General features: G+C 73.4%; 26 protein-coding genes. 10 read left to right on the plus strand and 16 right to left on the minus strand.

All coding sequences use genetic code 11. The annotated features are described in order from the left end of the window. Positions 1–187 precede the first annotated feature (187 nt). The gene (locus ACF08N_RS34145; protein WP_392328637.1) at positions 188–1,828 is read left to right on the plus strand and encodes a TROVE domain-containing protein; all 1,641 of its coding nucleotides are present in this window, start codon (positions 188–190) and stop codon (positions 1,826–1,828) included. A 45-nt stretch (positions 1,829–1,873) separates the two neighbouring features. On the opposite strand, the gene ACF08N_RS34150 is transcribed toward ACF08N_RS34145, so the two are convergent. From ACF08N_RS34150 to ACF08N_RS34160, 3 genes are read right to left on the minus strand one after another with little or no spacing between them, the layout of a single operon-like run. Continuing rightward, positions 1,874–3,106, minus strand: a complete 1,233-nt coding sequence (locus ACF08N_RS34150; protein WP_392328614.1) for a TerD family protein — start codon at positions 3,104–3,106, stop codon at positions 1,874–1,876. Positions 3,107–3,151: 45 nt separating this feature from the next. Beyond that, complete coding sequence (locus ACF08N_RS34155; RefSeq protein ID WP_392328615.1) at positions 3,152–3,370, minus strand: hypothetical protein; 219 nt, start codon at positions 3,368–3,370, stop codon at positions 3,152–3,154. A 57-nt stretch (positions 3,371–3,427) separates the two neighbouring features. Then, a complete protein-coding gene (locus ACF08N_RS34160; protein WP_392328616.1) occupies positions 3,428–4,252 on the minus strand; it encodes an NAD-dependent epimerase/dehydratase family protein in 825 nt (274 codons plus the stop codon). A 239-nt stretch (positions 4,253–4,491) separates the two neighbouring features. Between ACF08N_RS34160 and ACF08N_RS34165 the strand changes: the two genes are divergently transcribed. Continuing rightward, a complete protein-coding gene (locus ACF08N_RS34165; protein WP_392328617.1) occupies positions 4,492–5,451 on the plus strand; it encodes a 5-dehydro-4-deoxyglucarate dehydratase in 960 nt (319 codons plus the stop codon). Further along, positions 5,448–6,623, plus strand: a complete 1,176-nt coding sequence (locus ACF08N_RS34170; protein WP_392328618.1) for a hypothetical protein — start codon at positions 5,448–5,450, stop codon at positions 6,621–6,623. Before ACF08N_RS34165 ends, ACF08N_RS34170 begins: the two co-directional genes overlap by 4 nt. A 333-nt stretch (positions 6,624–6,956) precedes the next feature. Here ACF08N_RS34170 and ACF08N_RS34175 read toward each other — a convergent pair whose 3' ends face one another. The 6 genes from ACF08N_RS34175 to ACF08N_RS34200 all read right to left on the minus strand — a co-directional run bounded on the left by ACF08N_RS34175 (position 6,957) and on the right by ACF08N_RS34200 (position 13,793). Then, entirely contained in the window at positions 6,957–8,129 is a 1,173-nt protein-coding gene (locus ACF08N_RS34175) for an MFS transporter (RefSeq protein ID WP_392328619.1), read from the minus strand. Positions 8,130–8,399: 270 nt separating this feature from the next. Beyond that, positions 8,400–9,848 (minus strand): peptidoglycan D,D-transpeptidase FtsI family protein, encoded by a 1,449-nt coding sequence (locus ACF08N_RS34180; protein WP_392328620.1) that lies wholly within the window; start codon positions 9,846–9,848, stop codon positions 8,400–8,402. Positions 9,849–9,946: 98 nt separating this feature from the next. Beyond that, positions 9,947–10,603, minus strand: a complete 657-nt coding sequence (locus ACF08N_RS34185; protein ID WP_392328621.1) for a response regulator — start codon at positions 10,601–10,603, stop codon at positions 9,947–9,949. Beyond that, complete coding sequence (locus ACF08N_RS34190; protein WP_392328638.1) at positions 10,600–11,820, minus strand: sensor histidine kinase; 1,221 nt, start codon at positions 11,818–11,820, stop codon at positions 10,600–10,602. Before ACF08N_RS34190 ends, ACF08N_RS34185 begins: the two co-directional genes overlap by 4 nt. Before the next feature lie 65 nt (positions 11,821–11,885). Continuing rightward, the gene (locus ACF08N_RS34195; protein WP_392328622.1) at positions 11,886–12,884 is read right to left on the minus strand and encodes a hypothetical protein; all 999 of its coding nucleotides are present in this window, start codon (positions 12,882–12,884) and stop codon (positions 11,886–11,888) included. A gap of 138 nt (positions 12,885–13,022) precedes the next feature. Then, positions 13,023–13,793, minus strand: coding sequence for an IclR family transcriptional regulator (locus tag ACF08N_RS34200; protein WP_392328623.1), 771 nt, complete (start codon positions 13,791–13,793; stop codon positions 13,023–13,025). Positions 13,794–13,960: 167 nt separating this feature from the next. Between ACF08N_RS34200 and ACF08N_RS34205 the strand changes: the two genes are divergently transcribed. The 3 genes from ACF08N_RS34205 to ACF08N_RS34215 all read left to right on the plus strand — a co-directional run bounded on the left by ACF08N_RS34205 (position 13,961) and on the right by ACF08N_RS34215 (position 16,669). After that, complete coding sequence (locus ACF08N_RS34205; protein ID WP_392328624.1) at positions 13,961–15,490, plus strand: aldehyde dehydrogenase (NADP(+)); 1,530 nt, start codon at positions 13,961–13,963, stop codon at positions 15,488–15,490. 43 nt (positions 15,491–15,533) lie between these two features. Beyond that, positions 15,534–15,794, plus strand: coding sequence for a hypothetical protein (locus ACF08N_RS34210; RefSeq protein WP_392328625.1), 261 nt, complete (start codon positions 15,534–15,536; stop codon positions 15,792–15,794). Positions 15,795–16,204: 410 nt separating this feature from the next. After that, entirely contained in the window at positions 16,205–16,669 is a 465-nt protein-coding gene (locus tag ACF08N_RS34215; RefSeq protein ID WP_392328626.1) for a GNAT family N-acetyltransferase, read from the plus strand. Here the strand turns inward: ACF08N_RS34215 and ACF08N_RS34220 are convergent. Both ACF08N_RS34220 and ACF08N_RS34225 read right to left on the minus strand, forming a co-directional pair. Next, positions 16,666–17,586 carry a ketopantoate reductase family protein gene (locus ACF08N_RS34220; RefSeq protein WP_392328627.1) on the minus strand — a complete coding sequence of 307 codons (921 nt, stop codon included), beginning with the start codon at positions 17,584–17,586 and terminating at the stop codon, positions 16,666–16,668. The two genes, ACF08N_RS34215 and ACF08N_RS34220, sit on opposite strands and share 4 nt — an antisense overlap. Before the next feature lie 52 nt (positions 17,587–17,638). After that, on the minus strand, positions 17,639–18,616 hold the full coding sequence (locus ACF08N_RS34225; protein ID WP_392328628.1) for a zinc-binding alcohol dehydrogenase family protein: 978 nt from the start codon (positions 18,614–18,616) through the stop codon (positions 17,639–17,641). 111 nt (positions 18,617–18,727) lie between these two features. Between ACF08N_RS34225 and ACF08N_RS34230 the strand changes: the two genes are divergently transcribed. Further along, on the plus strand, positions 18,728–19,072 hold the full coding sequence (locus ACF08N_RS34230) for an ArsR/SmtB family transcription factor (protein WP_392328629.1): 345 nt from the start codon (positions 18,728–18,730) through the stop codon (positions 19,070–19,072). A gap of 133 nt (positions 19,073–19,205) precedes the next feature. Then, positions 19,206–19,916 (plus strand): DsbA family oxidoreductase, encoded by a 711-nt coding sequence (locus ACF08N_RS34235; RefSeq protein WP_392328630.1) that lies wholly within the window; start codon positions 19,206–19,208, stop codon positions 19,914–19,916. Between the two features lie 18 nt (positions 19,917–19,934). Here the strand turns inward: ACF08N_RS34235 and ACF08N_RS34240 are convergent, their stop codons facing one another. Then, entirely contained in the window at positions 19,935–20,426 is a 492-nt protein-coding gene (locus ACF08N_RS34240) for a GNAT family N-acetyltransferase (protein WP_392328631.1), read from the minus strand. A 76-nt stretch (positions 20,427–20,502) separates the two neighbouring features. Here ACF08N_RS34240 and ACF08N_RS34245 point away from each other — a divergent pair, with 76 nt between their 5' ends. Next, the gene (locus ACF08N_RS34245) at positions 20,503–21,561 is read left to right on the plus strand and encodes an aminotransferase class V-fold PLP-dependent enzyme (RefSeq protein WP_392328632.1); all 1,059 of its coding nucleotides are present in this window, start codon (positions 20,503–20,505) and stop codon (positions 21,559–21,561) included. A gap of 19 nt (positions 21,562–21,580) precedes the next feature. Here the strand turns inward: ACF08N_RS34245 and ACF08N_RS34250 are convergent, their stop codons facing one another. After that, on the minus strand, positions 21,581–22,090 hold the full coding sequence (locus ACF08N_RS34250) for a MarR family winged helix-turn-helix transcriptional regulator (protein ID WP_392328639.1): 510 nt from the start codon (positions 22,088–22,090) through the stop codon (positions 21,581–21,583). A gap of 161 nt (positions 22,091–22,251) precedes the next feature. Here ACF08N_RS34250 and ACF08N_RS34255 point away from each other — a divergent pair, with 161 nt between their 5' ends. Continuing rightward, a complete protein-coding gene (locus ACF08N_RS34255; RefSeq protein WP_392328633.1) occupies positions 22,252–23,316 on the plus strand; it encodes an alkene reductase in 1,065 nt (354 codons plus the stop codon). A 71-nt stretch (positions 23,317–23,387) separates the two neighbouring features. Here ACF08N_RS34255 and thpD read toward each other — a convergent pair whose 3' ends face one another. From thpD to ACF08N_RS34270, 3 genes are all read right to left on the minus strand, one after another. Beyond that, on the minus strand, positions 23,388–24,284 hold the full coding sequence (thpD, locus tag ACF08N_RS34260) for an ectoine hydroxylase (protein WP_392328634.1): 897 nt from the start codon (positions 24,282–24,284) through the stop codon (positions 23,388–23,390). 3 nt (positions 24,285–24,287) lie between these two features. Beyond that, positions 24,288–24,686 carry an ectoine synthase gene (locus ACF08N_RS34265; RefSeq protein ID WP_018848584.1) on the minus strand — a complete coding sequence of 133 codons (399 nt, stop codon included), beginning with the start codon at positions 24,684–24,686 and terminating at the stop codon, positions 24,288–24,290. A 33-nt stretch (positions 24,687–24,719) separates the two neighbouring features. Beyond that, on the minus strand, positions 24,720–25,085 hold a 366-nt coding region (locus tag ACF08N_RS34270), incomplete at its 5' end, for an aminotransferase class III-fold pyridoxal phosphate-dependent enzyme (RefSeq protein ID WP_392328635.1).

The raw sequence follows: 25,085 nt of genomic DNA on the forward strand, positions 1-25,085 counted from the left end.
TACGTGGCGCGCCCGGTATCCCGTTTTCTAGAGTCGGCCCCACGAATGCACCTCCCGGTGCGCCGGCCGCGGCTACTTCCTCTGACAAAAAGACGCCGCTGCCCTTTTGATCTCGGGAGGTGCAATTCGGGGGTGTCCGCTGTGCGGACCTCTCACCGGCTTCTCCGGAAATTCGGGGGGATTTCCCATCACTCGCTTCAACAGCGCCGCGGCCCGCGCGGAGGCCGCACCGTATTCCTACGTCGGTACCGGCGGCCGCGTTCTCTACCTGGACGAGGAGCCCGCACCGCATTCGGCCGTCCGCGCCCACCGTCCCGTGCTGCGCACCTACGAAGGCGCCGTCGGGTTCGAGCGGGACCCGCACTCCGAGCTCTTCCTGCTCGCGCTCGCCAACTTCGTGGGCCAGGAGACGTTTTACGAGGCGGCGGGAGACCGCGACAACCGGTTCGCCATGCTGGTGCGCAGGCTCGCCGTCGAGGACCCCGAGTGGACCGCCGGGCTGCTCGGCTGGCTGCGGACCCGCGCCCACATGCGGACCGCGTCGATCGTGGGCGCCGCCGAGTTCGTGCATGCGCGGCTCGCGGCGGGAGCCACCCGGGGCGGCTGCAACCGCCGGGTCGTCGACTCCGTGCTGCAGCGCGCCGACGAGCCCGGCGAACTGCTCGCGTACTGGACCTCGCGGTACGGCCGCGCCCTGCCCAAGCCCGTCAAGCGCGGTGTCGCCGATGCCGTGCGGCGGCTGTACGGGTCCCGGTCGCTGCTCAAGTACGACACCGCGAGCAAGGGGTACCGCTTCGGCGACGTGCTCAATCTGGTGCATGCCTCGCCGGATCCGGCCAAGCCCTGGCAGGGCGACGTGTTCCGGTACGCGCTCGACCGCAGGCATCACGCCGACCGGGCCGAGCCGCCCGCCTCGCTGCCGGTGCTCACGGCGCACCGGCAGCTGATGGACCTGCCCGTGGGGGAGCGGCGGGCCGCCGTCGTCGCGCCCGGCGGCGCCGAGCGGCTGGCCGCGGCGGGCATGACGTGGGAGGCGCTGGCGGGCTGGCTCCAGGGGCCGATGGACGCGGCGGCCTGGGAGGCCGTCATCCCCTCCATGGGGCCGATGGCCCTGGTCCGCAATCTCCGGAACTTCGACGAGGCCGGTGTCTCGGACGAGGTCGCCGCCCGGGTGGCGGCGCGGATCTCGGACCCGGAAACCGTCGCCGCGTCACGGCAGTTCCCGTTCCGCTATCTCGCCGCGTACCAGCACGCGCCCTCGCTCCGCTGGGCGTACCCGCTGGAGGTGGCCCTCGGTCACTCGCTGGCGAACGTGCCGGCCCTGCCGGGCCGGACCCTGGTGCTGGTGGACCGTTCGGGGTCGATGTGGTCGCCTCTGTCCGACCGCTCGGAGCTCAACCGCGCCGACGCGGCGGCGATCTTCGGCACGGCCCTGGCGTTGCGGGCCGACGAGGCGGACCTCGTCCAGTTCGGCACGGGCCACAGCAGGGTGCCGTATGCGAAGGGGGAGTCGGTGCTGAAGGTGCTGGAGCGCTTCGAAGCGCTCGGCGGCACCAACAGCACCGCGGCCGTGCGGGCGCACTACCGGAACCACGACCGGGTGCTGATCGTCACCGACGAGCAGGCGGCCTACGACTACCGCGGCGATCCCGTCCAGCAGGTCCCGGGCCGCGTCCCGGTCTACACCTGGAACCTGGCGGGCTACCGGGCCGGCCACGGTCCCTCGGGCGGCGCCAACCGGCACACCTTCGGCGGGCTGACCGATGCTGCCTTCCGGATGGTGCCCCTCATCGAGCAGGGGATGTCGGCCGACTGGCCCTGGAGGTGAGCGGCCACCGGGGGCGCCCCGAGGGCGCCCCCGATGGTGCCGTTGTCACAGGGCCTGCGCCGCCGGCTTGACCATGCCGCGCACCGTACGCGACTTCACGAAGTCGCCCATCGCGGTCATCTCCCACTCGCCGGAGAACTGCTTGATCAGCTTCGCCATCATCACGCCGGTCTGCGGCTCGGCGCCGGTGAGGTCGAAGCGGACCAGCTCCTCCCCGGTGGCGGCGTCCATCAGACGGCAGTACGCCTTGGCGACCTCGGTGAACTTCTGTCCCGAGAACGAGTTCACTGTGAAGACGAGGCCCGTCGCGTCCGCGGGGAGCCGGCCGAGGTCGACGACGATGACCTCGTCGTCGCCCGCGCCCTCGCCGGTCAGGTTGTCCCCGGAGTGCTTCACGGCGCCGCCCAGGATGGAGAGCTTGCCGAAGTAGCAGCTGTCCAGGTGGTTGCGGCTGGGGCCGTAGGCGATGACCGAGGCGTCGAGGTCGATGTCCTTGCCGCGGAACGCGGGCTCCCAGCCGAGGCCCATCTTGACCTGCGAGAGCAGCGGGCGGCCGCCCTTGACCAGGGAGACGGTCTGGTTCTTCTGCAGGCTGACGCGGCCCTTGTCGAGGTTGATCTTCCCGGCGGCGGCCGGTGCGGCGGGGGCGGGCGGCGCTGCCGGCGGCGGGGGTGCGGCGGCGGCGATCCGCGGATCGGGGGCCGCCGGGGCGGGCGCGGGGGCGGGCGCCGGAGGCGCGACAGGGGCCGGCGCGGCGGCCGGCGCGGCCGCGGGCTCCTCGTCGACCGAGACGCCGAAGTCGGTGGCGATGCCGGCGAGGCCGTTCGCATAGCCCTGGCCGACCGCGCGGGCCTTCCAGGCGCCGCCCCGCAGATAGATCTCGACGATCACCAAGGCGGTCTCGGTGCCCAGCCGCGGCGGGGTGAAGGTGGCGAGCGTACTGCCGTCGTCCGCGTTGCGGATGGTGGCGGTCGGTTCGATGCCCTGGAAGGTCTGTCCGGACGCGTCCGGGCTCGCCGTCACGACGATCTTCTCGATGCCGGGCGGGACGGCCGCGGTGTCCACGACGATCGCGTCCGGGGCGGTGCCGCCGCCGGAGCGGTAGGTGACACCGGGGCCCTGCGGCTGGTTGTAGAAGATGAAGTCGTCGTCGGAGCGCACCTTGCCGTCGGCGGTGAGCAGCAGGCCCGATACGTCGAGCCGCACCGGGGCGGCGACGTCCACCGCCACGCGGGCGGCGGCCAGAGGGATGTTCGAGCCGGGGGTCATAGCTGTCATGCCAGGGGTAACGACCGAGGCCGCTTTACCGTTCCCTTACCCTCGTCACCTGTTGCGGGGGTGGTTGCGCGCGGCCCGCTCGTTGCCGAATTTGTAAGCGCCCGTCCAGCGCGCCATCACCAGCTGGGCGTCCCCGGCCGCCACCTCGGCGCGGAACTTCGCGGCGCGCTCACCGCGCAGCGTGGCGGCGGTGCGGCCGCGGTGCGTGATCACGACGGTGCCGTCGCCGCGCTCGGTGTGGACGAATCCGAAAGGTTTGGCCATGGCCGACATCCTGGCGGGCGCCGGCCCGGCACGGCACGTGGATTTCCGTGCGGGATCTCAGTGCGGCCACACCGGCGGATCGGTCACGAAGTGGCCGCCGAGGCGGGCGTGGTCGGGCCGGTCCGGGTCCAGTTCGCCCTGCTCGGCCACCAGCTTCGCCGCGTACTCCTCCGAGTCGTCCTGCGGTGCGTAGCCCAGCGCCCGGGCCGTCGACAGGTCCCACCACAGGCGCGTGTTCGCCGAGGAGCCGTAGACGATCGTGTGGCCGACGTTCTCGGCGGTCAGCGCGGCGTGGAAGAGGCGGGCGCCGTCGGCGGGGCTCATCCACACCGAGAGCATCCGGACGGAGGTCGGCTCCGGGAAGCAGGAGCCGATGCGCACGGAGACGGTCTCCAGGCCGTGCAGGTCCCAGTAGAGCTGGGCGAGGTCCTCGCCGAAGCACTTGGACAGACCGTAGTAGGTGTCCGGGCGGTGGCGGGTCTCGACCGGGATCAGGGCCTCCGGATCGACCGGCGCCTCCTGGCGGGGGCGGGGGGTGCAGCCGACGGCGTGGTTGCTGGAGGCGAAGACCACCCGGCGTACGCCCTCCGCGCGGGCGGCCTCGTAGAGGTTGTAGGTGCCCTGGATGTTGGCCGCCAGGATCTTGTCGAAGGACGACTCCAGGGAGATGCCCGCCAGGTGGACGATCGCGTCGACTCCCCGTACGGCCTCCCGCAGCGCCTCGGTGTCCGCGAGGTCGGCGATGACGGCGTCCGGCTCTCCCCCCACCGGGGCGACGTCGAAGAGGCGCAGGTCGTAGCCGTAGGCGGGCAGGAGCCCGCGCATCAGCGTGCCGAGGCCGCCGGCTGCGCCGGTGAGCAGGACGGTACGGGGAGCGGGCATGGACGGTTCTCCTCGAATGCTCAGATGCGTGGACCGCATTCACATGCGTGGACACGCTAGGGAGCGCGCGCCGACAGCGTCAAGGGGCTCGCGACGAGCGTAATCCCTTGTCCGAGATGCGGGTTGGCGTCTTGACCGGCGCAGTGTGCTGTCTTAGCGTGGCGGCGTTCAGGAATATGGACATCGATCAGAATGGTGCACAGAGCTGTCGGGCTCGGTGCACGGCCCAGGGAGCGCCCGTGACCTCAGACCCGCTCGCCGCCGACGCCCTCGCAGCCCGGCTCAGCCGGGGACGGGGCCCGCTGTTCTTCCCCGTCACCGCGTACGGTCCCGACGGCGGTCTCGACCTCGGGGCGTTCCGCGCCCATGTGCGCGGCGGCATCGACGCCGGTGCCGCGGCGGTCTTCGCCTGCTGCGGCACGGGTGAGTTCCACGCCCTCACCCCGGACGAGTTCCGTCTGTGCGTCGCGGCGGCCGTCGAGGAGAGCGCCGGCGAGGTTCCCGTCCTCGCCGGCACGGGGTACGGCACCGCGCTCGCCGTCCACTACGCGCGGATCGCGGAGGAGGCGGGGGCGGCCGGGCTGCTCGCCATGCCGCCCTACCTCGTCGTGCCCGACCCCGACGGCCTCGTACGCCACTACACCGCGCTCGCCGCCGCCACGGCGCTCGACGTGATCGTCTACCAGCGCGACAACGCCGTCTTCACCCCCCGGACCGTCGTCGAACTGGCCCGCGTCGAGCGGATCATCGGCCTCAAGGACGGCTACGGCGACCTCGACCTGATGCAGCGCATCGTCAGCGCCGTGCGCCGCGAGGTGCCCGAGCGGGACTTCCTCTACTTCAACGGACTGCCCACCGCCGAGCTGACGGAGCCCGCCTACCGTGCCATCGGCGTCCCGCTCTACTCCTCCGCCGTCTTCGCCTTCGCGCCCGACATCGCCGTCGCCTTCCACCAGGCCCTGGCGAGCGGTGACGACAAGACCGTGACCCGGCTCACCGACGGCTTCTTCGCGCCGCTCGTCGAGCTGCGCAACGAGGGCCGCGGCTACGCCGTCTCGCTCGTCAAGGCGGGCGTACGGCTCGCGGGGCTCGGCGTCGGCGAGGTCCGGCCGCCCCTGTCCGAACCGGCCGCCGACCACGTCGCCGCGCTCGCCACGCTGATCGCGCGCGGTCGTGAGCTGCTGGAGGACCGGGCGTGAAGGCCGCCGCGTTCCTCTATCCCTGGGACGTGATCGGCGACCCGGACGCCGCGGCCCGCATCGCGGACCTCGGCGTCCGGCAGGTGACGCTCGCCGCGGCGTACCACTCCACACGGGCCCTGACCCCGCGCCACCCGCGCCACCGGATCGTCACCGCCGAGCACGCGGCCGTGCTCTACCCGCCGGACCCGGGGCACTGGGCGGGCCACGAGCTGCGGCCCCACCGGTCGGGGGAGTGGGCGCCGGGCGACGCCTTCGGCGAGGCGGCGGCCGCCCTCGCGGACGCCGGTCTCGACGTCCACAGCTGGGTGGTCCTCGCGCACAACTCGCGCCTCGGCGCGGACCATCCGGACACCTCCGTCGTCAACGCCTACGGTGACCGCTACCCCTGGGCGCCCTGCATCGCGCAGCCGGCCGTCCGCGACCACCTCGTCGCCCTCGCGGCCGAGGCGGCACCGCGGCCCGGCGCACGCGGCACCGAGCTGGAGTCCTGCGGCTGGTACGGCTTCGCCCACCTGCACGCCCACGACAAGGTCGCCGGGGTGGGGCTGGGGGACGCCGCGCAGTACCTCATGTCGCTGTGCTTCTGCCCGTCGTGCCGGAAGGGCTACGCAGCCGACGGCATCGCGCCGGACCGGCTGGCCGGGGCCGTACGGCAGGCGCTCGAACCGGTGTGGCGGGGGACGGCACCGCCCGACGCGCAACTCCTCGACGCCGAACTGGCCGCGCCCGTCCTGGAGTTCCGCACGCGCACGGCCCGTACGCTCCAGGAGTCCGTGATCGCCGCGGTCCGCGCGGCGGCGCCGGCCGGATTCCAGGTCCTGCTCCACGCGGACCCGCAGGCGCACCACTGCGGGGCCAACGCGGGCGTCGACCCCGCGCACATCCTGTCGGTGGCCGACGGCGTGACGGTGCCGTGCGCCCAGGGCCCCGCCCTGCTGGAGCCGTTCGCGCGCCACGCACCGGAGGGCGCGGTGCTCGCCGCGAACCTGACCGTCGTCGCGGGCATGGGCGGCTCCCCGACGACCCTCACGGCGGACGCCACCCGGGCCGCGGCTGCGGGCGCGACGGAACTGCGCCTGTACCACGCGGGCCTGGCCTCGGACACGGACCTGACCACGGTCCGCGCTTCCCTGACGGCGGTACGCGCCGCGATGGCCGGGCGGGCCTGAACCGCCCGCCGGGCGGTGCCCGGGCTCGCTGGGGTGACCGGGCCCGCCGGGCGGTGTCCAGCCATGCGGAATCCCTGTGCCCACTGGGCGACGGCCCACGGCGCGGCGCCGGGCCGTGGGCTTTCGCCCGCCGGGCGGTGCCCACGCTCACTGGCGGCGCCTGACCAAGGCCGTTGGTCCCCCCAGGCCCCTCCGCCCGCCGGGCGGCGTCGGGGCGGCCGGGGTTCCGCCCGCCGGGCGGTCGGCCATCGTGCGGGCCCCGCGCCCGCTCGCCGTGCCCAGCCGTACAGCTCCCCGACCATAGGAGCACCCAATGCGCGCGGCCACCGAGGGCTACGCGCGGCGCGCGAGGAGAAGCGCCGTGAGCAGGCCGAGGGCGCCGATCACGGGGAGCAGGGCGCGGACGTCCACGAGCGCCACCAGGGCCGCGCCCGCCGCCAGCGTCAGTGCGTTCGGTACGAACATCAGGGTGCCGGCCGTCGCCGCCGTGCGGCCCACGACCGCGTCCGGTGTCTCCCGCTGGACCGCCGTCATCGCCGCGATCAGCACGCACGGCAGCCCGAGACCGATCGCCGCGCTGCACACCAGCGCCACCGCCTCGTACGGCAGCACGCGCAGCGCCGCGGCCGTCGCGAACAGCGCGACGCCCGCCGCCGCGAACGCCCGCTCCCCGAACCTGCGCAGCAGCGGGCCCGCCAACAGCCCGCTCAGCACCGAGCCCGCGCCCTGGGCTGCGTACAGCACCCCGACGAACGCCGGGGAGCGGCCCAGCACCGAGTCCGCCACCGCGAAGATCAGAGCGCCGTTCAGGCCGGCCAGGCCCATCGTCGCCGCGCCGCCGAGGACCAGCGGCCGCAGCACCGGCGAGCTGCGCACCCGGCGCACTCCTTCGAGCAGACCCGGCGCGGCCGCCTGCCGTACCGGCTTCTCCTCGCGCACCCGCAGCAGCGCGAAGATCCCCGCCGCCGCGGCGAACGACATCATGTCCAGCACCGCCACGGACGCGCCCCCGAAGCGGGTGAACAGCGCCGCGCCCGCGATCGGCGCGAGGAGTTTCATGCCCTCGTTCGCGGTCGTCCGCAGGCCGTTGACGTCGCCGAGCAGCCGGCCGTCGACGGCGGTCGCGACCAGCCCGGCCTCAGCCGCGTCCTGCAGGACCGAGCTCACCCCGTACACGGTCAGCACCGCGAACAGGATCCACACGCGCTGCGCCGAGTCCACGGCGAGCAGCGGCAGCAGCAGGACGGACATCGCGAGGTTCGAGAAGATCAGGAGCGGGCGCCGCCGGAACCGGTCCGCCACGGTGCCGAGCAGCGGCCCGATCAGCGTCGGCGCCCACAGCGTGAACGTCGTCAGCGCCGCCAGCGAGTCGGACCCCGTCAGCGACTTGACCCAGATGCCGGCCGCCAGCCACATCGCGGACGAGCCGAAACCGGAGACCACCACTCCGGACAGATACAGCCCCGCGTTGCGGTCACGGAGAACCGCTCCCCCCGCCCAGCGCACACCCGCCCCCTCCTGCCGCCCCGACCTTTCGGCAACGCGGTCACGGTGGCACCTAAGGGGGCCCGGCGAGATCGGGCAGGTGCCCTAGGGGGTGTCTCGCCGATCTTGCCGGGCTCCCTACGCCTCCGGCGTGGGAGGTACCCCCACCTCCGCCTTGCATCTGCACGCACCAGACCCTCCCCCTACGCCCTGCGGGCGTGGGGGGACCCCCCTCACTGTTCCGGCCTGATCAACCGGACAGGACCTAGAAGGGCGATGACGCCGAGGCGCCTACCCCAGCGCCGCCTCCATCATCTTCTGCGCGACCGGTGCCGCCAGCCCGTTGCCGCTGACCTCCGACCGCTCCGCACCCGAGTCCTCGATCACGACGGCGACCGCCACCTGCCTGCCGGTGTCCGGGGACGTGGCGTAGGAGGTGAACCAGGCGTACGGCGTCTTGCTGTTGTTCTCGCCGTGCTGGGCCGTGCCCGTCTTGCCGCCGACCTCGACGCCGGGGATCTGCGCGTTCGAGCCGGTGCCGTCCTCGACGACCGTCACCATCGCGCTGCGCAACTGCGCCGCGGTCCGGGAGGAGACGATCCGCCGTGCCTCGCCGTCCTCGTAGGACTGGAGCGTGTCGCCGTCCGCGGAGACCACCTTGGAGACCATGTGCGGCGGGGCCAGCACCCCGTCGTCGGCGATGGCCGCGGACACCAGGGCCATCTGCAGCGGCGTCGCGGTCACGTCGAACTGGCCGATGCCCGTCAGCGCGGTCGAGGACTCGTTCATCCCCCGCGGGTACACGCTCGCCGACGCCCGTACGGGCACGTCCTGCTTCTCGTCGTTGAAGCCGAACTTCTCCGCCATGGCCCGGACCTTGTCCTGCCCGAGGTCCACCGCCATCTTGCCGAAGACGTTGTTGCACGAGTACTGGAGCGCCGTGCGGATCGTGGCGTTCTCGCAGGGAGCGGACGGGTTCTCGTTCTCCAGGTCCGTGACCGTGCCGGGCAGGCGGTACGGGTCCGGGCTCTCGGTCCGCTCGTCGACCGAGGCGTACAGGCCGTCCTCCAGCGCGGCCGCGGCCACCACCAGCTTGAACGTCGAGCCCGGCGGCAGCGGCTGCCGCAGCGCGCGGTTGACCAGCGGCTTGTCCTCGTCGGCCAGCAGCTTCCGCCACGTGTCGCCGTCCGTCGTGCCGCTGATGTCCGAGGGGTCGTACGAGGGCGTGCTGACCATGCCGAGGATCTCGCCGCTCTTCGGGTCGATCGCGACCGCCGCGCCCTTGGCGTCGCCGAGCGCCTCGTACCCGGCCTTCTGCACCGCGGGGTCGATGGTCGTCAGCACGTCACCCGGCTCCTGCTGCTCGCCGGTCAGCGCGCCCAGCGGGTTCTTCAGACGGTCGTCGGTGCCGTCCAGGACACCGGAGTAGATGCCCTCCAGCTGGGTCGCCCCGTACGCCTGCGAGCTATAACCCGTGACGGCCGCGTAGAGCGCGCCGTCGGTGTACGTGCGCCGGTAGGCGAGGTCCCCGCCGTCCGTCCTCTCCGAGCCGGTGACCGAGGAGCCGGCCACGATGATGTCGCCCAGCGGATGCGCGTACTGCGCGATGACCTTCCGCCGGTTGCGTTCGTCGTTCGCGAGCGCCTTCGCCTCGTACGCCTGCACCCAGGTCGCCCGCACCAGCAGGGCGAGGACCAGCAGCAGGCTGAAGACGGCGGCGTGCCTGATCGTCTTGTTCATCCCGGGGGAGGACGAACGGCGGACCGCACACCGTTCCGCGCCGGCCGTTTTCTCAGGACTTCCTCATGAACCGGACTTCGCAGGAACGGGCCCGCCGCTCAGCGCGGTGAGATGAACCCCGACTCGTACGCAGCGATCACCGCCTGGGTGCGGTCCCTCGCTCCCGACTTGGCCAGGACCGACGCCACGTGCGTCTTCACCGTGGCCGCCCCCACGCCCATCCGCCCCGCGATCTCGGCGTTGGTCAGGCCCGTGGCCATCAGCCGCAGTACCTCCGCCTCCCGCTCGGTCAGCCTGCCCGCCCACGCGGGCAGGGCCTGCGGCGTGCGGCGGCCGTACTCGGCGGCCAGTGAGCGCACCGCCGCCGGGAACAGCAGCGAATCGCTGCTCGCGACCAGCCGCACCGCCTGCACCAGTTCCTCGGCGGCGGCCCGCTTGAGCAGGAAGCCGGACGCGCCCGCCCGCAGCGCGTCGTACACGTAGGCGTCGTTCTCGAACGTCGTCACCACCACGATCCGCGGCGGGGCGTCCATCGTGCCGAGGATCTGCTCCGTGGCGCGGATGCCGTCGATCTCCGGCATCCGCACATCCATCAGGACCACGTCCGGCCGCAGGTCGCGCACCACCGACACCGCCTCGGCGCCGGTCGCCGCCTCGCCCGCCACCTCCAGGCCGGGCTCGGCGTCGAGGATGACGCGCAGCGCCGTGCGGACCATGCGCTCGTCGTCGGCGAGGACGATGCGGACCGTGCTCATCGGCCGCCTCCCAGCGGCAGCAGGGCCGTAAGCCGCCACACCGCGCCCTGCGGTCCGGCACCCGCCCGGCCGCCGAGCAGCGCGGCGCGCTCGGTGATGCCGCGCAGTCCGCGGCCGCCGCCCGGGCGCACCACGGGAGCCCGGTCGGGCAGGGGGTTCTCCATCGTGATCTCCAACTCCTCGCCGCGCACGGCGATCCACAGGGACACCGGGACGGCCCCGGCGTGCCGCAGGGCGTTGCTCAGCCCCTCCTGGACGATGCGGTACGCCTCGCGTGAGACGTGGGCGGGCACCGAGGCCGGATCGCCCTCGGTGCGCACGGCGACGCTCACTCCGCTGCGGGACACCAGACCGTCCAGTGTGTCCAGTGTCGGACCGGTGACCCGGCCGGCTCCCTCGCCGTCCTGCCGTAACAGGCCCAGAACTGCGTCGAGTTCGCCCACGGTGCGCCGGGTCGTCTCCTCGATCGCGGCCAGCGCCTCCCGGACGAAGTCCACGTCGCTGTCCAGCACCCGGCGGGCCGCGCCCGCCTGCAGGGTCACCGCGCTGAGCGCGTGGCCGACCGAGTCGTGCAGCTCGCGGGCGAGGCGGTTGCGTTCGGCGAGCTCGGCGGCGCGCTGCTCGGCCGCGGCGAGCCGGTCCGCGGGTGTCGGCCCGAGCAGGACCGGCGCATGGCGCGCGAGCAGTGCCCCGGCCGCCGCCGAGCACACGGCGAGCGCGAGGAGCATGCCGATCCCCGCGAGCGGCAGCAGCAGGGCCTGGTCGAACGGGCGCATCGACCACGGGACATGGAGGAAGTCCCGCACCGAGCGGCTCAGCGGCGCGACGATCAGGGTGACGGCGAACGGGGGCAGCGCGAGCGACGCGCCGCTGACCAGCGCGCCGATGCCCAGGTGCAGGGTGAACCAGCCCGAGCTGCGCAGCCGCGCGGCCCAGCTGTGCGCGGGCCCGTCGGCGAACAGCTCGGCGGGCACCCCCGTCAGCGCCCGGGCCATGCCCACCGACAGCGGTCTGGCCAGCGGCAGCAGCGCGGCGATCGCGGCGAGCGGCAGGGCGACGACGTACGCGCCGAACTGTGCGAGGAGCGAGCCGGTGAACAGGGTCCCCGTCTCGCCGAGCGGACCGACCACGACCGTCCCCACGAGCCAGAACGGCATCAACAGCGCGCCGCCCAGCACCAGATGGACCCAGCGCAGCCTCGCACGCGTCCCGAACAGCGCACGCGCCGCGACGCGCCACCTCCCGCCGGTCGTCCTCCCACGGCTCGCCGGGCGCGGGTCGCTCACGCGGCGCGCCTGCGCAGCAGCAGGGCTATGGCGGCACTGAGCAGCAGGCCGGAGATCATCTCCCCAGCGTAGGTGAGCGTCAGCAGGCCCGTGGCGTGCTCGGCGTCATCGGCCTCGGGCATCGCCGCGGTCAGGGTCAGCCAGGCGCCCCAGGCGCCCAGTGCGCTCGCGCCGACCCACGCCGCGCCCAGCGGCACCTTGACCGGCAGCACGGGGGCGGGACGGAAGGCGAGCAGCAGCGTTCCGGCGACGGCGACGACGACGAAGAGGACGCGCACGCCCTCCAGGACGTAGAAGTCGTTCGTGCGCTGCGCCACGCGGGCGGCGGGCAGCGCCACGGTCGATCCGGCCGCCCACAGCGCGTGCATGACGCCGGGGAACACCGCGAGGAGGGTGCCGGCCACGGCCAGGGCACGTACGGGTCGGCCCGTCACGGCGGAGGGCAGGTCCCACACCCGCCCCTGCCACAGGTGGCTCCAGCGGTCCCTGGCGTAGAGGAGGAAGAGCGTGCCGAGGGCGAGGCCCTGGAGGATGAAGCCGCCGTAGACGACGTCGAACACCCAGCCGTCCAGGAACGGTTCGTCCCTCGCGTCCTGCGTCGTGGCGCCGCCCATGGCGGAGGTCGCCACTTGCACCGGGAAGCCGATCATGATCGGCGCGAGCAGCCCGGTCGCGCCCCACATCGGGACGCCGAGCAGCCAGCCGCGTACGCGCATCCCCCACGGCTGCGTGAGCAGCAGGGCGAGGACGACGACGGCCGCGTCCATCAGCACGGTGACGCTGTTGACGACGGCGATCAGCGCGCGGTGGTCCAGCAGCATGCTGCCCTCGGGGATGCCGATGCGGCTGCCCGAGATCCAGGCGATCTTGAGCGCCAGGTACGGCAGGCAGGCGGCGATCGCGACGGCGCGCAGAGCGGACCGCAACGGGCGGGGCCGCACCGGAAGGAGGGCGCCGGCGTCGGCCGGGAGGGATGGCAGGGATGTCGGTGTCATGCCGTCCAGCCTTCCGACACCGACGCCGGCGCACCTCCTGCGCGGCGACGATCCTCCTCCGCCGCACGGCGGAGACGCACCGGCCCGGCGGTCGCCCCCGCCGCCGCACGCCGGCGCGGCTCCCGCAGGTCAGACAGGTCAGAGGCGCCTGGTCGCCAGGGTGAGGCGGTCGCGCGCGTCGAACAGGGCGTCCTTGATCATCTGCTCGTGCGCGGGCGTCAGCCGGGCCACCGGCACCGAGCAGCTGATCGCGTCGCGCGCCGGGGTGCGGTAGGGGATGGCGATGCCGAAGCAGCGCAGACCGAGGGTGTTCTCCTCGCGGTCCACGGCGTAGCCCTGCTCGCGGACGACGTGCAGCTCCTCGATGAGCTTCTCGCGGTCGGTGATCGTGTGCTCGGTCAGCGGCGCGAGCGTCTCCGGGAGCATCTTGCGCACCTGCTCGTCGCTGTGCGTGGCGAGCAGCGCCTTGCCCAGCGAGGTGGAGTGCGCGGGCAGCCGGCGGCCGACGCGGGTGAAGGGGCGCAGGTAGTGCTGCGACTGCCGGGTGGCGAGGTAGACGACGTTGGTGCCGTCCAGGCGGGCGAGGTGGATCGTCTCCGTGGTGTCGTCCGAGAGCCGGTCCAGGGTGGGCCGGGCCGCCGCGACGACCTCGTCGCCGTCGATGTAGGACGTGCCGACCAGCAGCGCGCGCACGCCGATGCCGTACCGCGTGCCGGTGGCGTCCGTCTCGACCCAGCCGAGCTCGACCAGGGTGCGCAGGAGCATGTAGAGGCTGGACTTGGGATAGCCGACGGCCTCCTGGACGGCGGCGAGCGAGTGCATGCCCGGGCGCCCGGCGAAGTACTCGAGCAACTCGACCGTCCGCACCGCGGACTTGACCTGCGCTCCACCGGAATCGACTGCTGACATCGCTGTTCGCCCCTCTCGACCGCGCGGGCGCCCGTCCTGACCGCGCGGTACGCCTTGACCCCGCGGAACGCCCGGAAATAGAGTCCCCAGAAGATTCATCACCAGGAACGCTGTTCAGAATACCGAACAAACCCTGGTGGATGGCAGAGACCGGGAAGGAATGCGCGGTGGCAGCAGCACAAGTCTGGAGTGTCGACCCCCGAACCGGGAAGCAGCGGGAACAGGTTGCGGTGGAAGCCACAGCCCGAGAGGTCGACACCGCGGTACGGTCCGCTCACGCCGCCCGCTCCGCACTCGCCGACCGCACGGTCCGCGCCGCCTTCCTGCGGACCGCCGCGTCGCTCCTCGACGGCGCGGGCGACCGGCTCGTCGAGGCGGCAGACGCCGAGACCGCTCTCGGTCCCGTACGCCTCACCGGGGAACTGGCCCGCACCTGCTACCAGTTGCGCGCCTTCGCGGACATCGTCGACGAGGGCGCCTTCCTCGACGTGATCATCGACCACCCGGACGACACCGCCACCCCGCCGATTCCCGACCTGCGCCGCTACAAGGTGCCGCTCGGTGTCGTGGCCGTGTACTCCGCGTCCAACTTCCCCTTCGCCTTCTCCGTGCCCGGCGGCGACACCGCCAGCGCGCTCGCCGCGGGCTGCCCCGTCGTCGTCAAGGCCCACCCCGACCACCCGGCGACCTCCGAGCTGGTCGCCGCGCTCCTGCGCAGGGCGGCGGCCGAGCACGGCATCCCCGAGGCGGTCGTCGGCCTGGTGCACGGCTTCGAGGCGGGCGTCGAGCTGGTGAAGCACCCGCTGGTCGCGGCGGCCGGCTTCACCGGTTCCGTACGCGGTGGACGCGCGCTCTTCGACGCCGCGGCGGCCCGGCCCGTGCCCATCCCCTTCCACGGCGAACTCGGCTCGCTGAACCCGGTCGTGATCACCGAGGCGGCCGCCGCCGAGCGCGCCGAACAGATCGGCACCGGCCTCGCGGGCTCCATGACGCTGGGCGTCGGCCAGTTCTGCGTCAAGCCCGGCCTGGTGTTCGCGCCCGCCGGTCCGGCGGGCGACCGGCTCGTCAAGACGCTGACCGACGCCGTGAGCGACACCGCCGCGGGCGTCCTGCTCGACCATCGCATGCGGGACAACTTCGTCGCCGGGGTCGCCGAGCGCGCCGCCCTGCCCGACGTGGACACCCCCGTCACCCCGGGCGCGGGCTCGGAGCACACCGTCAGCCCGGGCTTCCTGACCGTTCCCGCCGCGCGGCTCTCCGCGGACGGGCCGCACGACCTCCTCCTGGAGGAGTGCTTCGGGCCGGTCACCGTCGTCGCCCGCTACGACAGCCAGGACGACGTCACGGCGGTCCTGTCCCGCCTGCCCGGCAACCTCACCGCCACCGTTCACCTGTCGGGCGACGAGGCCGAGGGCAACGGCACCGGTGCCGCGGTCCTCGCCGAACTCACCCCGCTCGCCGGCCGCGTCCTCGTCAACGGCTGGCCGACCGGTGTCGCCGTGTCCGCCGCCCAGCACCACGGCGGGCCCTACCCCGCGACGACCTCCACCTCGACCTCGGTCGGCGGCACGGCGATCGAGCGCTGGATGCGCCCGGTCACGTACCAGACCACCCCCGAGGCGCTGCTCCCGCCGGAGCTGCGCGACGACAACCCGCTCGGACTGCCCCGGCGGGTCGACGGCCGCCGCGAGTCCTGACCCCGAGCACGGGCCCCGGGCCCCGGCCCCTACCATCGGCCGGATGTGGCGGGAACTGATCCGCGAACTGGCCCCGGACGCCGGGCTCGGCGCCCCCGCCGAGCCCGGCGCCCTGCGCGCGGCCGAGGACGCCCTGGGCGGACCGCTGCCGAGGGCGCCGGCCGGCCTGCTCGCCGAGTGCGACGGCGCCCTGGGGCCAGGCGGCCTGGACGTGGTCCGGGAGACCGAACGCATCCGGCGGGACAACTGGCCTTCCGCGGGGAGCCCGCCTTCGCCGACCTCTACATGCCGTTCGAGCCCCTGATGTTCTTCGGCGCCAACGGCGGCGGCGACCAGTGCGCCTTCGTCCACCCCGCCGCGCGACGACGTGTTCGGGTGGGACCACGAGACCGACGGGCGCTCCTGGGCGGCGAACGGCCTGCGCGACTACCTGCGCCGCGCACTGACGGAGCCGGGCGACTGGCACCGCTGAGACGGCTGCGCCTGTCCGCGCGACGATGCCCGCCTGCCGGGCGTGACCCCGCGCCTGCGGGCACGTGATCCCCCTGCCACGCGGCGCGGCCCCATGGCCTCGTGCGGCGTCGCGGGCCCGGCCGTGGCCCGGGCGCTCACCCGCACGTGGCCCGCGCCTGCCGCGCCCCACGGGCCTGACCGCCAGCGCCTCTCCTGCACGCGTCTGGCAACCGCGCGTTCGCCACCCGCGTCCCCCGTCACATGATCAGGAACGCCGTACCGGCCGATCTCGACGCCATCGCCGCCCTGCACGCCGAGGCGCGCGCCAGTTACTACCGCGGTCACCTCGCCGACGAGCTGTTCGACAGCCCCGCCGAGCACGCCCGTATGCGAGCCGGCTGGGAGGCGGGCATCGGGCGGGGCGTGGTGCTGTGCGCCGAGCGGCGCGGGGCGGTCGTGGGCGTCGCGGCCTCGGGCGAGATCGACGGCGTCATGAACCTCGCCCAGTTCCACGTCGACCCGGCACGGTGGCGTGCGGGCATCGGCACCGAACTGCACGCCGCCTGCCTCGCGTCGTGGCGGCGGACGGGTGTGACGACGGTCCGCCTGGAGGTGTTCGAGCACAACACCCGCGCCCAGGGCTTCTACGCCCGCCAGGGCTGGCTCCCGGACCCGGACGAGCCGCGTACCGGGAACCACCTGGTGCTGCGCCTGGAGATCGGCTAGCCGTTCAGCCGGTGCTCGTGCACGCGCAGGTGCAGCGTCGCCAGATCGAGGAGCGGTGTGGCGACGCCGTGCGCACGGGCCCGGGCGACCAGGTCGCCGAGGACGTGCTCGGCCTCGGTGGGCAGGCCGGCCACGACGTCCCGGTACAGGGACGAGGTGAACGGCACACCGGTGCGGGTCACCGTCTCCTTGGTGAGGGTCAGTTCGTCGTCCGGTACGGGGTAGCCGGCCGCCGCCGACACGGCGGCGGCCTCGGCGAGGACGGCAGGGCCGAGCTCGTGCCCGCCGGGGACGGCGGTGATGTCGCCGACCGTGCCGCGCATCAGGCAGGTCAGCGCGCCGACGGTGCCGACGAACACCCACTTGTGCCACATGGCGGCGACGATGTCCGCGGGTGCCTCCGTGTCCACTCCGGCGTCCCGCAGCAGGGCGCGGGCGGCGTCCACGCGGGCGGACGGACGGCCGTCCTGCTCGCCGAGGTTCAACAGGGCGCGCGGCGCGAGCCGGACGATGTCGCCCCGGTCGTCGAGCGTCGTGGCGACCTTCGCGACACCGCCCAGGACCCGGGCGGCCCCGAAGCGGGCGTTCAGCTCGTCGAGATGGGCCATGCCGTTGAGGAGCGGGACCACGGCGGAGCCGGGGCCGACCGCGGGCGCCAGGTCGTCCAGCGCGCCGCGGAGCGCGGTGGCCTTCACGGACAGCAGTACGAGGTCGTAGGGGCCCGGGAGCCCGCCCGCCGTCACGAGGCGCGGGGCGATCACCTCGTCCCCGCCCACCCCGGTGAGACGCAGCCCGCGCTCGCGCAGGACCTCGGCTCGCCGCGGCCGGACGAGAAACGTCACGTCCACGCCTGCCTGCGCCAGCATCGCGCCGTAGAGCCCTCCGGTGGCGCCGGCTCCGACGACCAGAACGTTCATGACCATCCTTGTGGTTGAAGTGAAGGGGGCAGGTGGGGCCCGCAGCTGCGGGCTAGTCGGCGACGCGCAGCAGCAGCTTGCCGGTCGAGGTGCGTCCGCCCATGAGCGCGTGCGCGGCAGCGGCCTCGCCGAGCGGGAACTCGGCGGTCACCGGAAGCTTCACGGTGCCGTCGGACACCCGGCTCAGGGCTCGTTCGGTGAGCAGGCGCAGGGTGTCGGGGGCCGACTGGGCGAGGGAGAGGACGGAGAACGCGGCCACCGAGCGGCCCCTGCCGATCAGGTCGGCCTGGCTCAGCCGCCACGGCTCTTCCCCGGAGGCGTTGCCGAAGGACACCAGCCGCCCGTAGGTGGCCAGCGCGTCGAGCCCGCGGCGGAGGGTGTCGCCGCCGACGGGGTCGAGAATCAGGTCGACACCGCGGCCACCCGTGGCGCGCAGTGCGTCGGCGGCGAAGTCCTCGCCCGTGAAGACCTCGTCGTAGCCGTGGGCGAGGGCGTGCTCGGCCTTGGCAGATGAGGACACCACCCCGTACACCGCCCCCGCGCCGGCCGCGCGGGCCAGCTGTCCGGCAACGGTGCCGATCCCGCCGGCGGCGCCGTGCACGAGCACGCTCTCCCCGGCGCGCAGCCGGCCGACCTCGTGGAGCAGGGCCTGCGCGGTCGGCAGCACGGTGGGCAGCGTCGCCGCCGTGCGCGCATCGATGCCGTCGGGCAGCACGAAGCTCGTGGCCGCGTCGGCGGCGACGACCTCCGCATAGGCGCCGGACGGTGTGAGCGCGGCGACGGCCTGCCCCGGCTCGAATCCCTCCACGCCGGGGCCGACGGCGCGGACGCGGCCCGAGACCTCCAGGCCGGGGACGAACGGGAGGGAGGGCACGCGGTAGCCGTCGGAGCGGGCCTTGAGATCGGCGAAGTTCACGCCGGCGTAGGCGGCCTCGACGGTGATCTGCCCGGGGCCCGGTTCGGGGATCTCCGCCTGGACGAGCCGCAGGACCTCGGGGCCGCCGAACTCTGTGAACCGGATCGTACGCATGGCGGGGCGCCACCCTTCGACGAGTGTCATGGGAGTGTTCAACGAAAAGCGAACACTCGGAGTGTAAGATCCCCATCGAACACTCGGCAAGAGGATGTGAAGGGGAACGGCATGCCGGACCAGTCGCCCGCCGCCGGTCACCGGCCCGCACCCGTGCACACGCACCCCGACGACGTGTCCGTCCTGACGGCCCTCGCCGCCCTCGCGGACCCGGTCCGCCTCCGGCTCGTCCGCGAACTGGCCGGCTCCCCGGTGTGGACCCGCAGCTGCGGCAGCTTCGACGTCCCGGTCGGCAAGGCGGCCCTGAGCCACCACTTCACCGTGCTGCGCGCGGCGGGCCTGGTCGAACAGCGCGACCAGGGCCCCAAGCGGGTCAACCGCCTGCGCCGCGAGGAGTTCGACGCGCGCTTCCCCGGCCTGCTGGAGCTGGTGCTGCGGCCCGACGGCGACGTGTAACAGCGTCCAGCGGAGTCCCGCCTCCGTTCCTGCGCTCCCGCCGGAATGAGACGGCGCGCGTCCGTGTTGCACGCTGTGCGCGGAGGTGGCCTCCGCATGCCCTGAGCCGTACGACCTGGAGTGATGAGAAGACATGCGCGTCGAGATCTGGAGCGACATCGCCTGCCCGTGGTGCTACATCGGCAAGGCCCGGTTCGAGAAGGGGCTCGCCGCCTTCGCGCACCGCGACGACATCGAGGTCGTGCATCGCTCCTTCGAGCTCGACCCGCAGCGCGCCAAGGGCGACACCGCCCCCGTGATCGACATGCTCGCCGCCAAGTACGGCCGCACCCGTGAGGAGGCGCGCGCCATGGAGGAGCACGTCGCCTCCAACGCGCGCGCGGAGGGCCTGGACTACCGCACCGAGGGGCGCGACCACGGCAACACCTTCGACATCCACCGCCTGCTCCACCTCGCCAAGGCCCGCGGCCGCCAGGACGAGCTCCTGGGCCTCGCCTACCGGGCGAACTTCGCGGAGGAGCGGTCCGTCTTCGACACCGGCGTGCTCGTCGCACTGGGCGTCGAGGCCGGCCTCGACGAGGACGAGGTGCGCACCGTCCTCGCCGACGGGACCGCCTACGCGGACGACGTACGGGCCGACGAGCGCGAGGCCGCCGAGCTGGGCGCGACCGGGGTGCCGTTCTTCGTCATCGACCGGCGCTACGGGGTCTCCGGCGGGCAGCCCGCCGAGGTCTTCACCCAGGCGCTGGAGCAGGCGTGGCAGGGCCGGGTGCTCACCCCGGTCGGCGCCTCCGGCGCGGCGGCCTGCGACGCCGACGGATCGTGCGAGGTCCCCTCGGCCTGATGCCGTCCGTGGCGGCCCCTACAGGGCCCGTACGAACGCGATGCCCGGCCGGCCGTCCAGCACGATCTCGCCCGTGGGTGTGAAGCCGGTACGGGCCAGCACCGCGCGTGACCCGGCGTTGTCCACCGTCGTCGCCGCCCGCAGCTCGCTCAGCCCGTACTCCGCCGCCGCCCGTGCGCACACCTCGCGCACGGCGGCGGTCGCGAGACCGCGGCCCGCCGCGCTTTCGGCGATGCGGTAGCCGAGTTCGGCGCCGCCGTCGGCCACGTCGACGAGGTTGACGCGCCCGAGCACGCGGCCGTCCTCCTCGACGAGGACGTGGAAGTGGCACAGCCCGGTGGCCTGTTCGGCAAGGAGGGCGGCGTGCCGCTCGTCGAAGCGGGCGAAGTAGTCGTCGCCCCGGTCCGGGACCGACGCGGCGAAGTAGGCCCGGTTCTCCCGCTCGAACGCGAGGAGGGCCGGGGCGTGATCCGCGCGGAGGCGCTGGACGGCGGGGGCGAGTGCGGGCATGCGAGGACGTTACCCCGTTCGGGCGGCGCCGCGAGGTGTCATTGACCAGGCGTCCGGCGCATCGGAGGCTGGGGCCATGGAGAGTCTTCACGCCCTGGGCGGCGGCGAGTTCGCACCCGCGTCGACGTATCTGAACACCGCCGTCTGCGGGCTGCTGCCCCGCCGCACCGTCCGCGCGGTCACCCGGCTCGCCGAGGAGCTGGCCGAGGGGCGCCCGGGCGGCTCGGGCGAGTGGGAGGCGGTGGAGGCCACGCGCCGCTCGTTCGCGCGGCTCGCCGGCGTGGACGAGGGGCGCGTCGCGGTCGGCGGCTCGGTGTCGGTCCATGTCGGGCTGATCGCGGCGTCGATGCCGCCGGGTGCCGAAGTCCTCTTCCCCGAGGGGGAGTACGCCTCCGTCATCACGCCCTTCACGGTCCGCGGCGACCTCAAGCTGCGGTACGCGCCGCTGGACGCGCTGGCCGACGCCGTGCGCCCCGGGACCGCGCTCGTGGCCCTCTCCTCGGTCCGGTCTGCGGATGGCCGGATCGCCGACATGGCCGCCGTACGGTCGGCGGCGGCGGCTCACGGCGCCCGTACGCTGCTGGACGCCAGCCAGTCGGCGGGCTGGCTGCCGCTGCGGGCGGGGGAGTGGGACTTCACCGTGACGGGTGGCTTCAAGTTCCTGCTGTGCCCGCGGGGCGTCTCGTTCCTGACCGTGACCAGGGAGGCGCAGGACGCGCTGGTGCCCCTGCACGCGGGGACGTTCGCGGCCGAGCGGCTGTGGGAGACGACCTACGGCCCGATCGACGAGCTCGCGCACTCGGCCCGCCGCTACGACGAGCCGCCGGCCTTCCTCGCGTACCACGGCGGCGAGCAGTCGCTCGCGCTGCTGGAGGAGATCGGCATCGACGCGGTGCACGCCCATGTCGTGGCGCTGGCGCGGCGTTTCGGGGCCGGTCTCGTGGCACTCGGCCACGAGCCGGTGCCCGGCGAGTCGGCGATCGTCGCCGTCCCGGGGCTCGGTTCCCGCGCGGCGGGGCTGACGGCGGCCGGCATCGTCGTCGCCGCGCGGGCGGGCCATCTGAGGGCAGCGTTCCACCTGTACAACACGGCCGAGGACGTGGACCGCGCGCTGGAGCACATCGGCGCGCGCTAGCCGGCGCGCGCCGATGTGCTCACGCCTTCGGCGCCGCGCAGTCCGCCGTCTCCGTGCACAGGCTCGCCTCGACCTTGCCCAGCAGGCGGGCCAGTTCACGGCGTTCGTCCGCGTCCAGGCCGGCCAGCGTCTGCTCCTCCAGCGCGGTCCAGGCCGCCGACATGTCGGCCAGCAGCGCGCAGCTGCGTTCCGTCGCCTCGACGACGACCGCGCGGCGGTCGGCGGGGTCGGGGCTGCGGCGGACGTGGCCGGTCTGCTCCAGGCGCTGGAGCATCTTGGTGACCGTCGAGGGGTCCAGGCCCACTTCCCTGATGAGCTCCGACTGCCGCACGGGACCCGCGCCCCACAGGCGCATCATCAGGAACTCCTGGCCGGGGTAGAGGTCCAGCTCCCTGAGCAGCTTTCCGGCGGCGATCCGGTGCAGCCTCGCGACCCGGGACAGCGCGTGGCTCACGGGGCCGCCGCGGGCGGCATGGGGGAGCGCCTCGGTACAGGCGGCGTCGCCCTGGACGTCGGGCGCGGCGGACATGGTGACCTCCTCGGCCGGGAGCGGCTCCGCCCTCGGCGGGTGCGGCTGCGAGCCGGTCCGGCCCGTGTTCACGATGCTGTCACACATATTATCTTGGTCGGCCAATTAATGCGGTACAGTGGTGCTCATTAGTTGGTCGACCACATATTTGGGAGACGATCATGACCACCGCCTTCGAACCGCTTCTGCTCGGCGGCAGGCAGCTCGCCAACCGCATCGTGATGGCCCCGATGACCCGCAGCCGTGCCCACGGCCCCGGCCTGACACCCACCCCGTCCGTCGTCGAGTACTACGCGCAGCGCGCGTCCGCCGGCCTCATCGTCACCGAGGGCATCCAGCCCTCCGTCGTCGGCCAGGGCTACCCCGACACCCCCGGGCTCCACAGCCGCGAGCAGATCGCCGCCTGGCGCGAGGTCACCGACGCCGTGCACGCCGCCGGCGGCACGATCTTCGCCCAGCTGATGCACGCCGGCCGCATCGGCCACCCCGTGCTGCTGCCCGACGGCCTCGTCCCGGTCGGCGCCTCCGCCGTCGCCGCGCGGGGGCAGCTCTACACCCACGAGGGCCCCAAGGACTTCGTCACGCCCAGGGAGCTGAGCGCCGACGAGGTACGCGCGACGATCGCCGACATCGCCGCCGCCGCGCGCAACGCCGTCGAGGCGGGCTTCGACGGGGTCGAGCTGCACGGCGCCAACGGCTACCTGATCCACCAGTTCCTGGCACCCAGCACCAACCTGCGCACCGACGAGTGGGGCGGTTCCGTCGAGAACCGGATCCGCTTCGCCGTGGAGGCCGTCAAGGCCGTGGCCGACGAGATCGGCGCCGAGCGCACCGCCATCCGGCTCTCGCCCGGCAACCCGTACAACGACATCGAGGAGCCGGAGCCCGAGGACGTCTACACCGCCCTCGCCCAGCGGCTCGAACCGCTCGGACTCGCCTACCTGCATCTCGTCGAGCCCACCCCCGACCGGCGGGAGCTGGTGCTGACCCTACGCAAGCTGTTCGGCGGCACCGTCGTGCTCAACGTGCCGGCCGACGGCCCGGCCGACCGGCTGGCCCTGATCGAGGACGGCGTCGCCGACCTGGTGTCGTTCGGCGCCCTGTTCCTGGCCAATCCGGACCTGCCGGCCCGTCTGAAGGCCGGCGGACCGTACAACACCCCCGACCCGTCCTCCTTCTTCGGCGGCGGCGACCAGGGATTCATCGACTACCCGGCCCTCGTCTGAGCCGCGGGGTATGCGAAAGGGGCCGGTCCCCCCGGAGGGGAAGACCGGCCCCGTCTCACGCCGACCGCGCGCTAGCGCACCGGGGTGAAGTCACGCGCCCCGATGAACTCGGGCCGCCGCACCGGAGCCGCGAACGGCTCGACCGCCGCGTTCTCCACACTGTTGAACACGATGAAGACGTTGCTGCGCGGATACGGGGTGATGTTGTCGCCCGAACCGTGCATGCAGTTGCAGTCGAACCAGGTCGCCGAGCCGGCCCGGCCCGTGAACAGCCGGATCCCGTGCGCGTCGGCGAAGCCCGTCAGCGCCTCGTCCGACGGCGTCCCGGCGTCCTGCATCTGCAGCGACTTCTTGTAGTTGTCCTTCGGCGTCGCGCCCGCGCAGCCCAGGAACGACTTGTGCGAACCCGGCATGATCATCAGGCCGCCGTTGGTGTCGAGGTTCTCGGTCAGCGCGATCGACACGGACACGGTCCGCATGTTCGGCAGCCCGTCCTCGGCGTGCCAGGTCTCGAAGTCCGAGTGCCAGTAGAAGCCCGATGCGCCGAAGCCCGGCTTGACGTTGATGCGCGACTGGTGGACGTACACGTCCGAGCCGAGGATCTGCCGGGCCCTGCCCACGACCCGTTCGTCGCGGACCAGCGCGGCGAAGACCTCGCTCAGCCGGTGCACCTCGAACACCGACCGCACGTCCTGGGACGTCGGCTCGATGATCGCGCGCTCGTCGGCCCGTACCGCCGGGTCGGCGATCAGCCGGTCCAGCTCGGCGCGGTAGACGGCCACCTCGTCGTCACTGATGAGCTGGTCGACGGTGAGGAAGCCGTCGCGCTCGTAGCCCATCAGCTCGGCCGTGGCGATCGGGCCCGGCGTGCCCGGAGCGGACCAGACGACCGGGTCCTGACGCGGGGTCGTCACCTCACTCGCGCCACGGGTCGGGTACAGGTCGGTGCGTGCGGGTGCGGTCGTCATGTCTCAGCCCTCCTCGGTCAGCAGCGGGTACACGCCGTTCTCGTCATGGTCCTCCCGTCCGGTCACGGGCGGATTGAAGACGCAGATGCAGCGGAAGTCCGTCTTGGGACGCATGGTGTGCTTCTCGTGCCCGTCCAGCAGGTACATGGTCCCGGGCTCGATCCAGTGGGTCTCGCCCGTCTCGTCGTTGGTCAGCTCGGCCTCGCCCTCCACGCAGAGCACGGCCTCGATGTGGTTCGCGTACCACATCGACGTCTCCGTGCCCGCGTACAGCACGGTCTCGTGAAGCGAGAAGCCGACCTTCTCCTTGGCGAGCACGATGCGCTTGCTCTCCCAGGTGCCGGACGCGGCCTTCACATGGCGGTCGGTGTTCTCGATGTCCTTGAACGATCGGACGATCACGGTGAGTCGTTGCCCTTTCTGTCTTTTCGGGGGTCAGGCGGTCTCGCGGACGGAGCGCGCCAGGATGCGCAGGCCCTCGTCGAGTTCCTCGGCGCTGATCGTGAGCGGCGGCAGCAGCTTCACGACCTCGCTCTCGGGGCCCGACGTCTCCAGGAGCAGGCCGAGTTCGAAGGCGCGCGCACACACCTTTCCGGCGCGGGCCTTGTCCTCGAACTCCATGCCCCACACCAGGCCGCGGCCGCGGAAGCCGACGCCCTCGCCGCCGAATTCCTCGACGATCGCGAGCAGGGCGCGTTCGACCTGTTCGCCGCGGGCGAGGGTCTGCTTCTCCATCTGGCCGTCGGCCCAGTAGGTGTCCAGGGTGGCGGTGGCGGTGACGAAGGCGGGGTTGTTGCCGCG

Source organism: Streptomyces sp. NPDC015127 (assembly GCF_043080095.1).
In the GTDB taxonomy this organism is placed as follows: Bacteria; Actinomycetota; Actinomycetes; order Streptomycetales; family Streptomycetaceae; genus Streptomyces.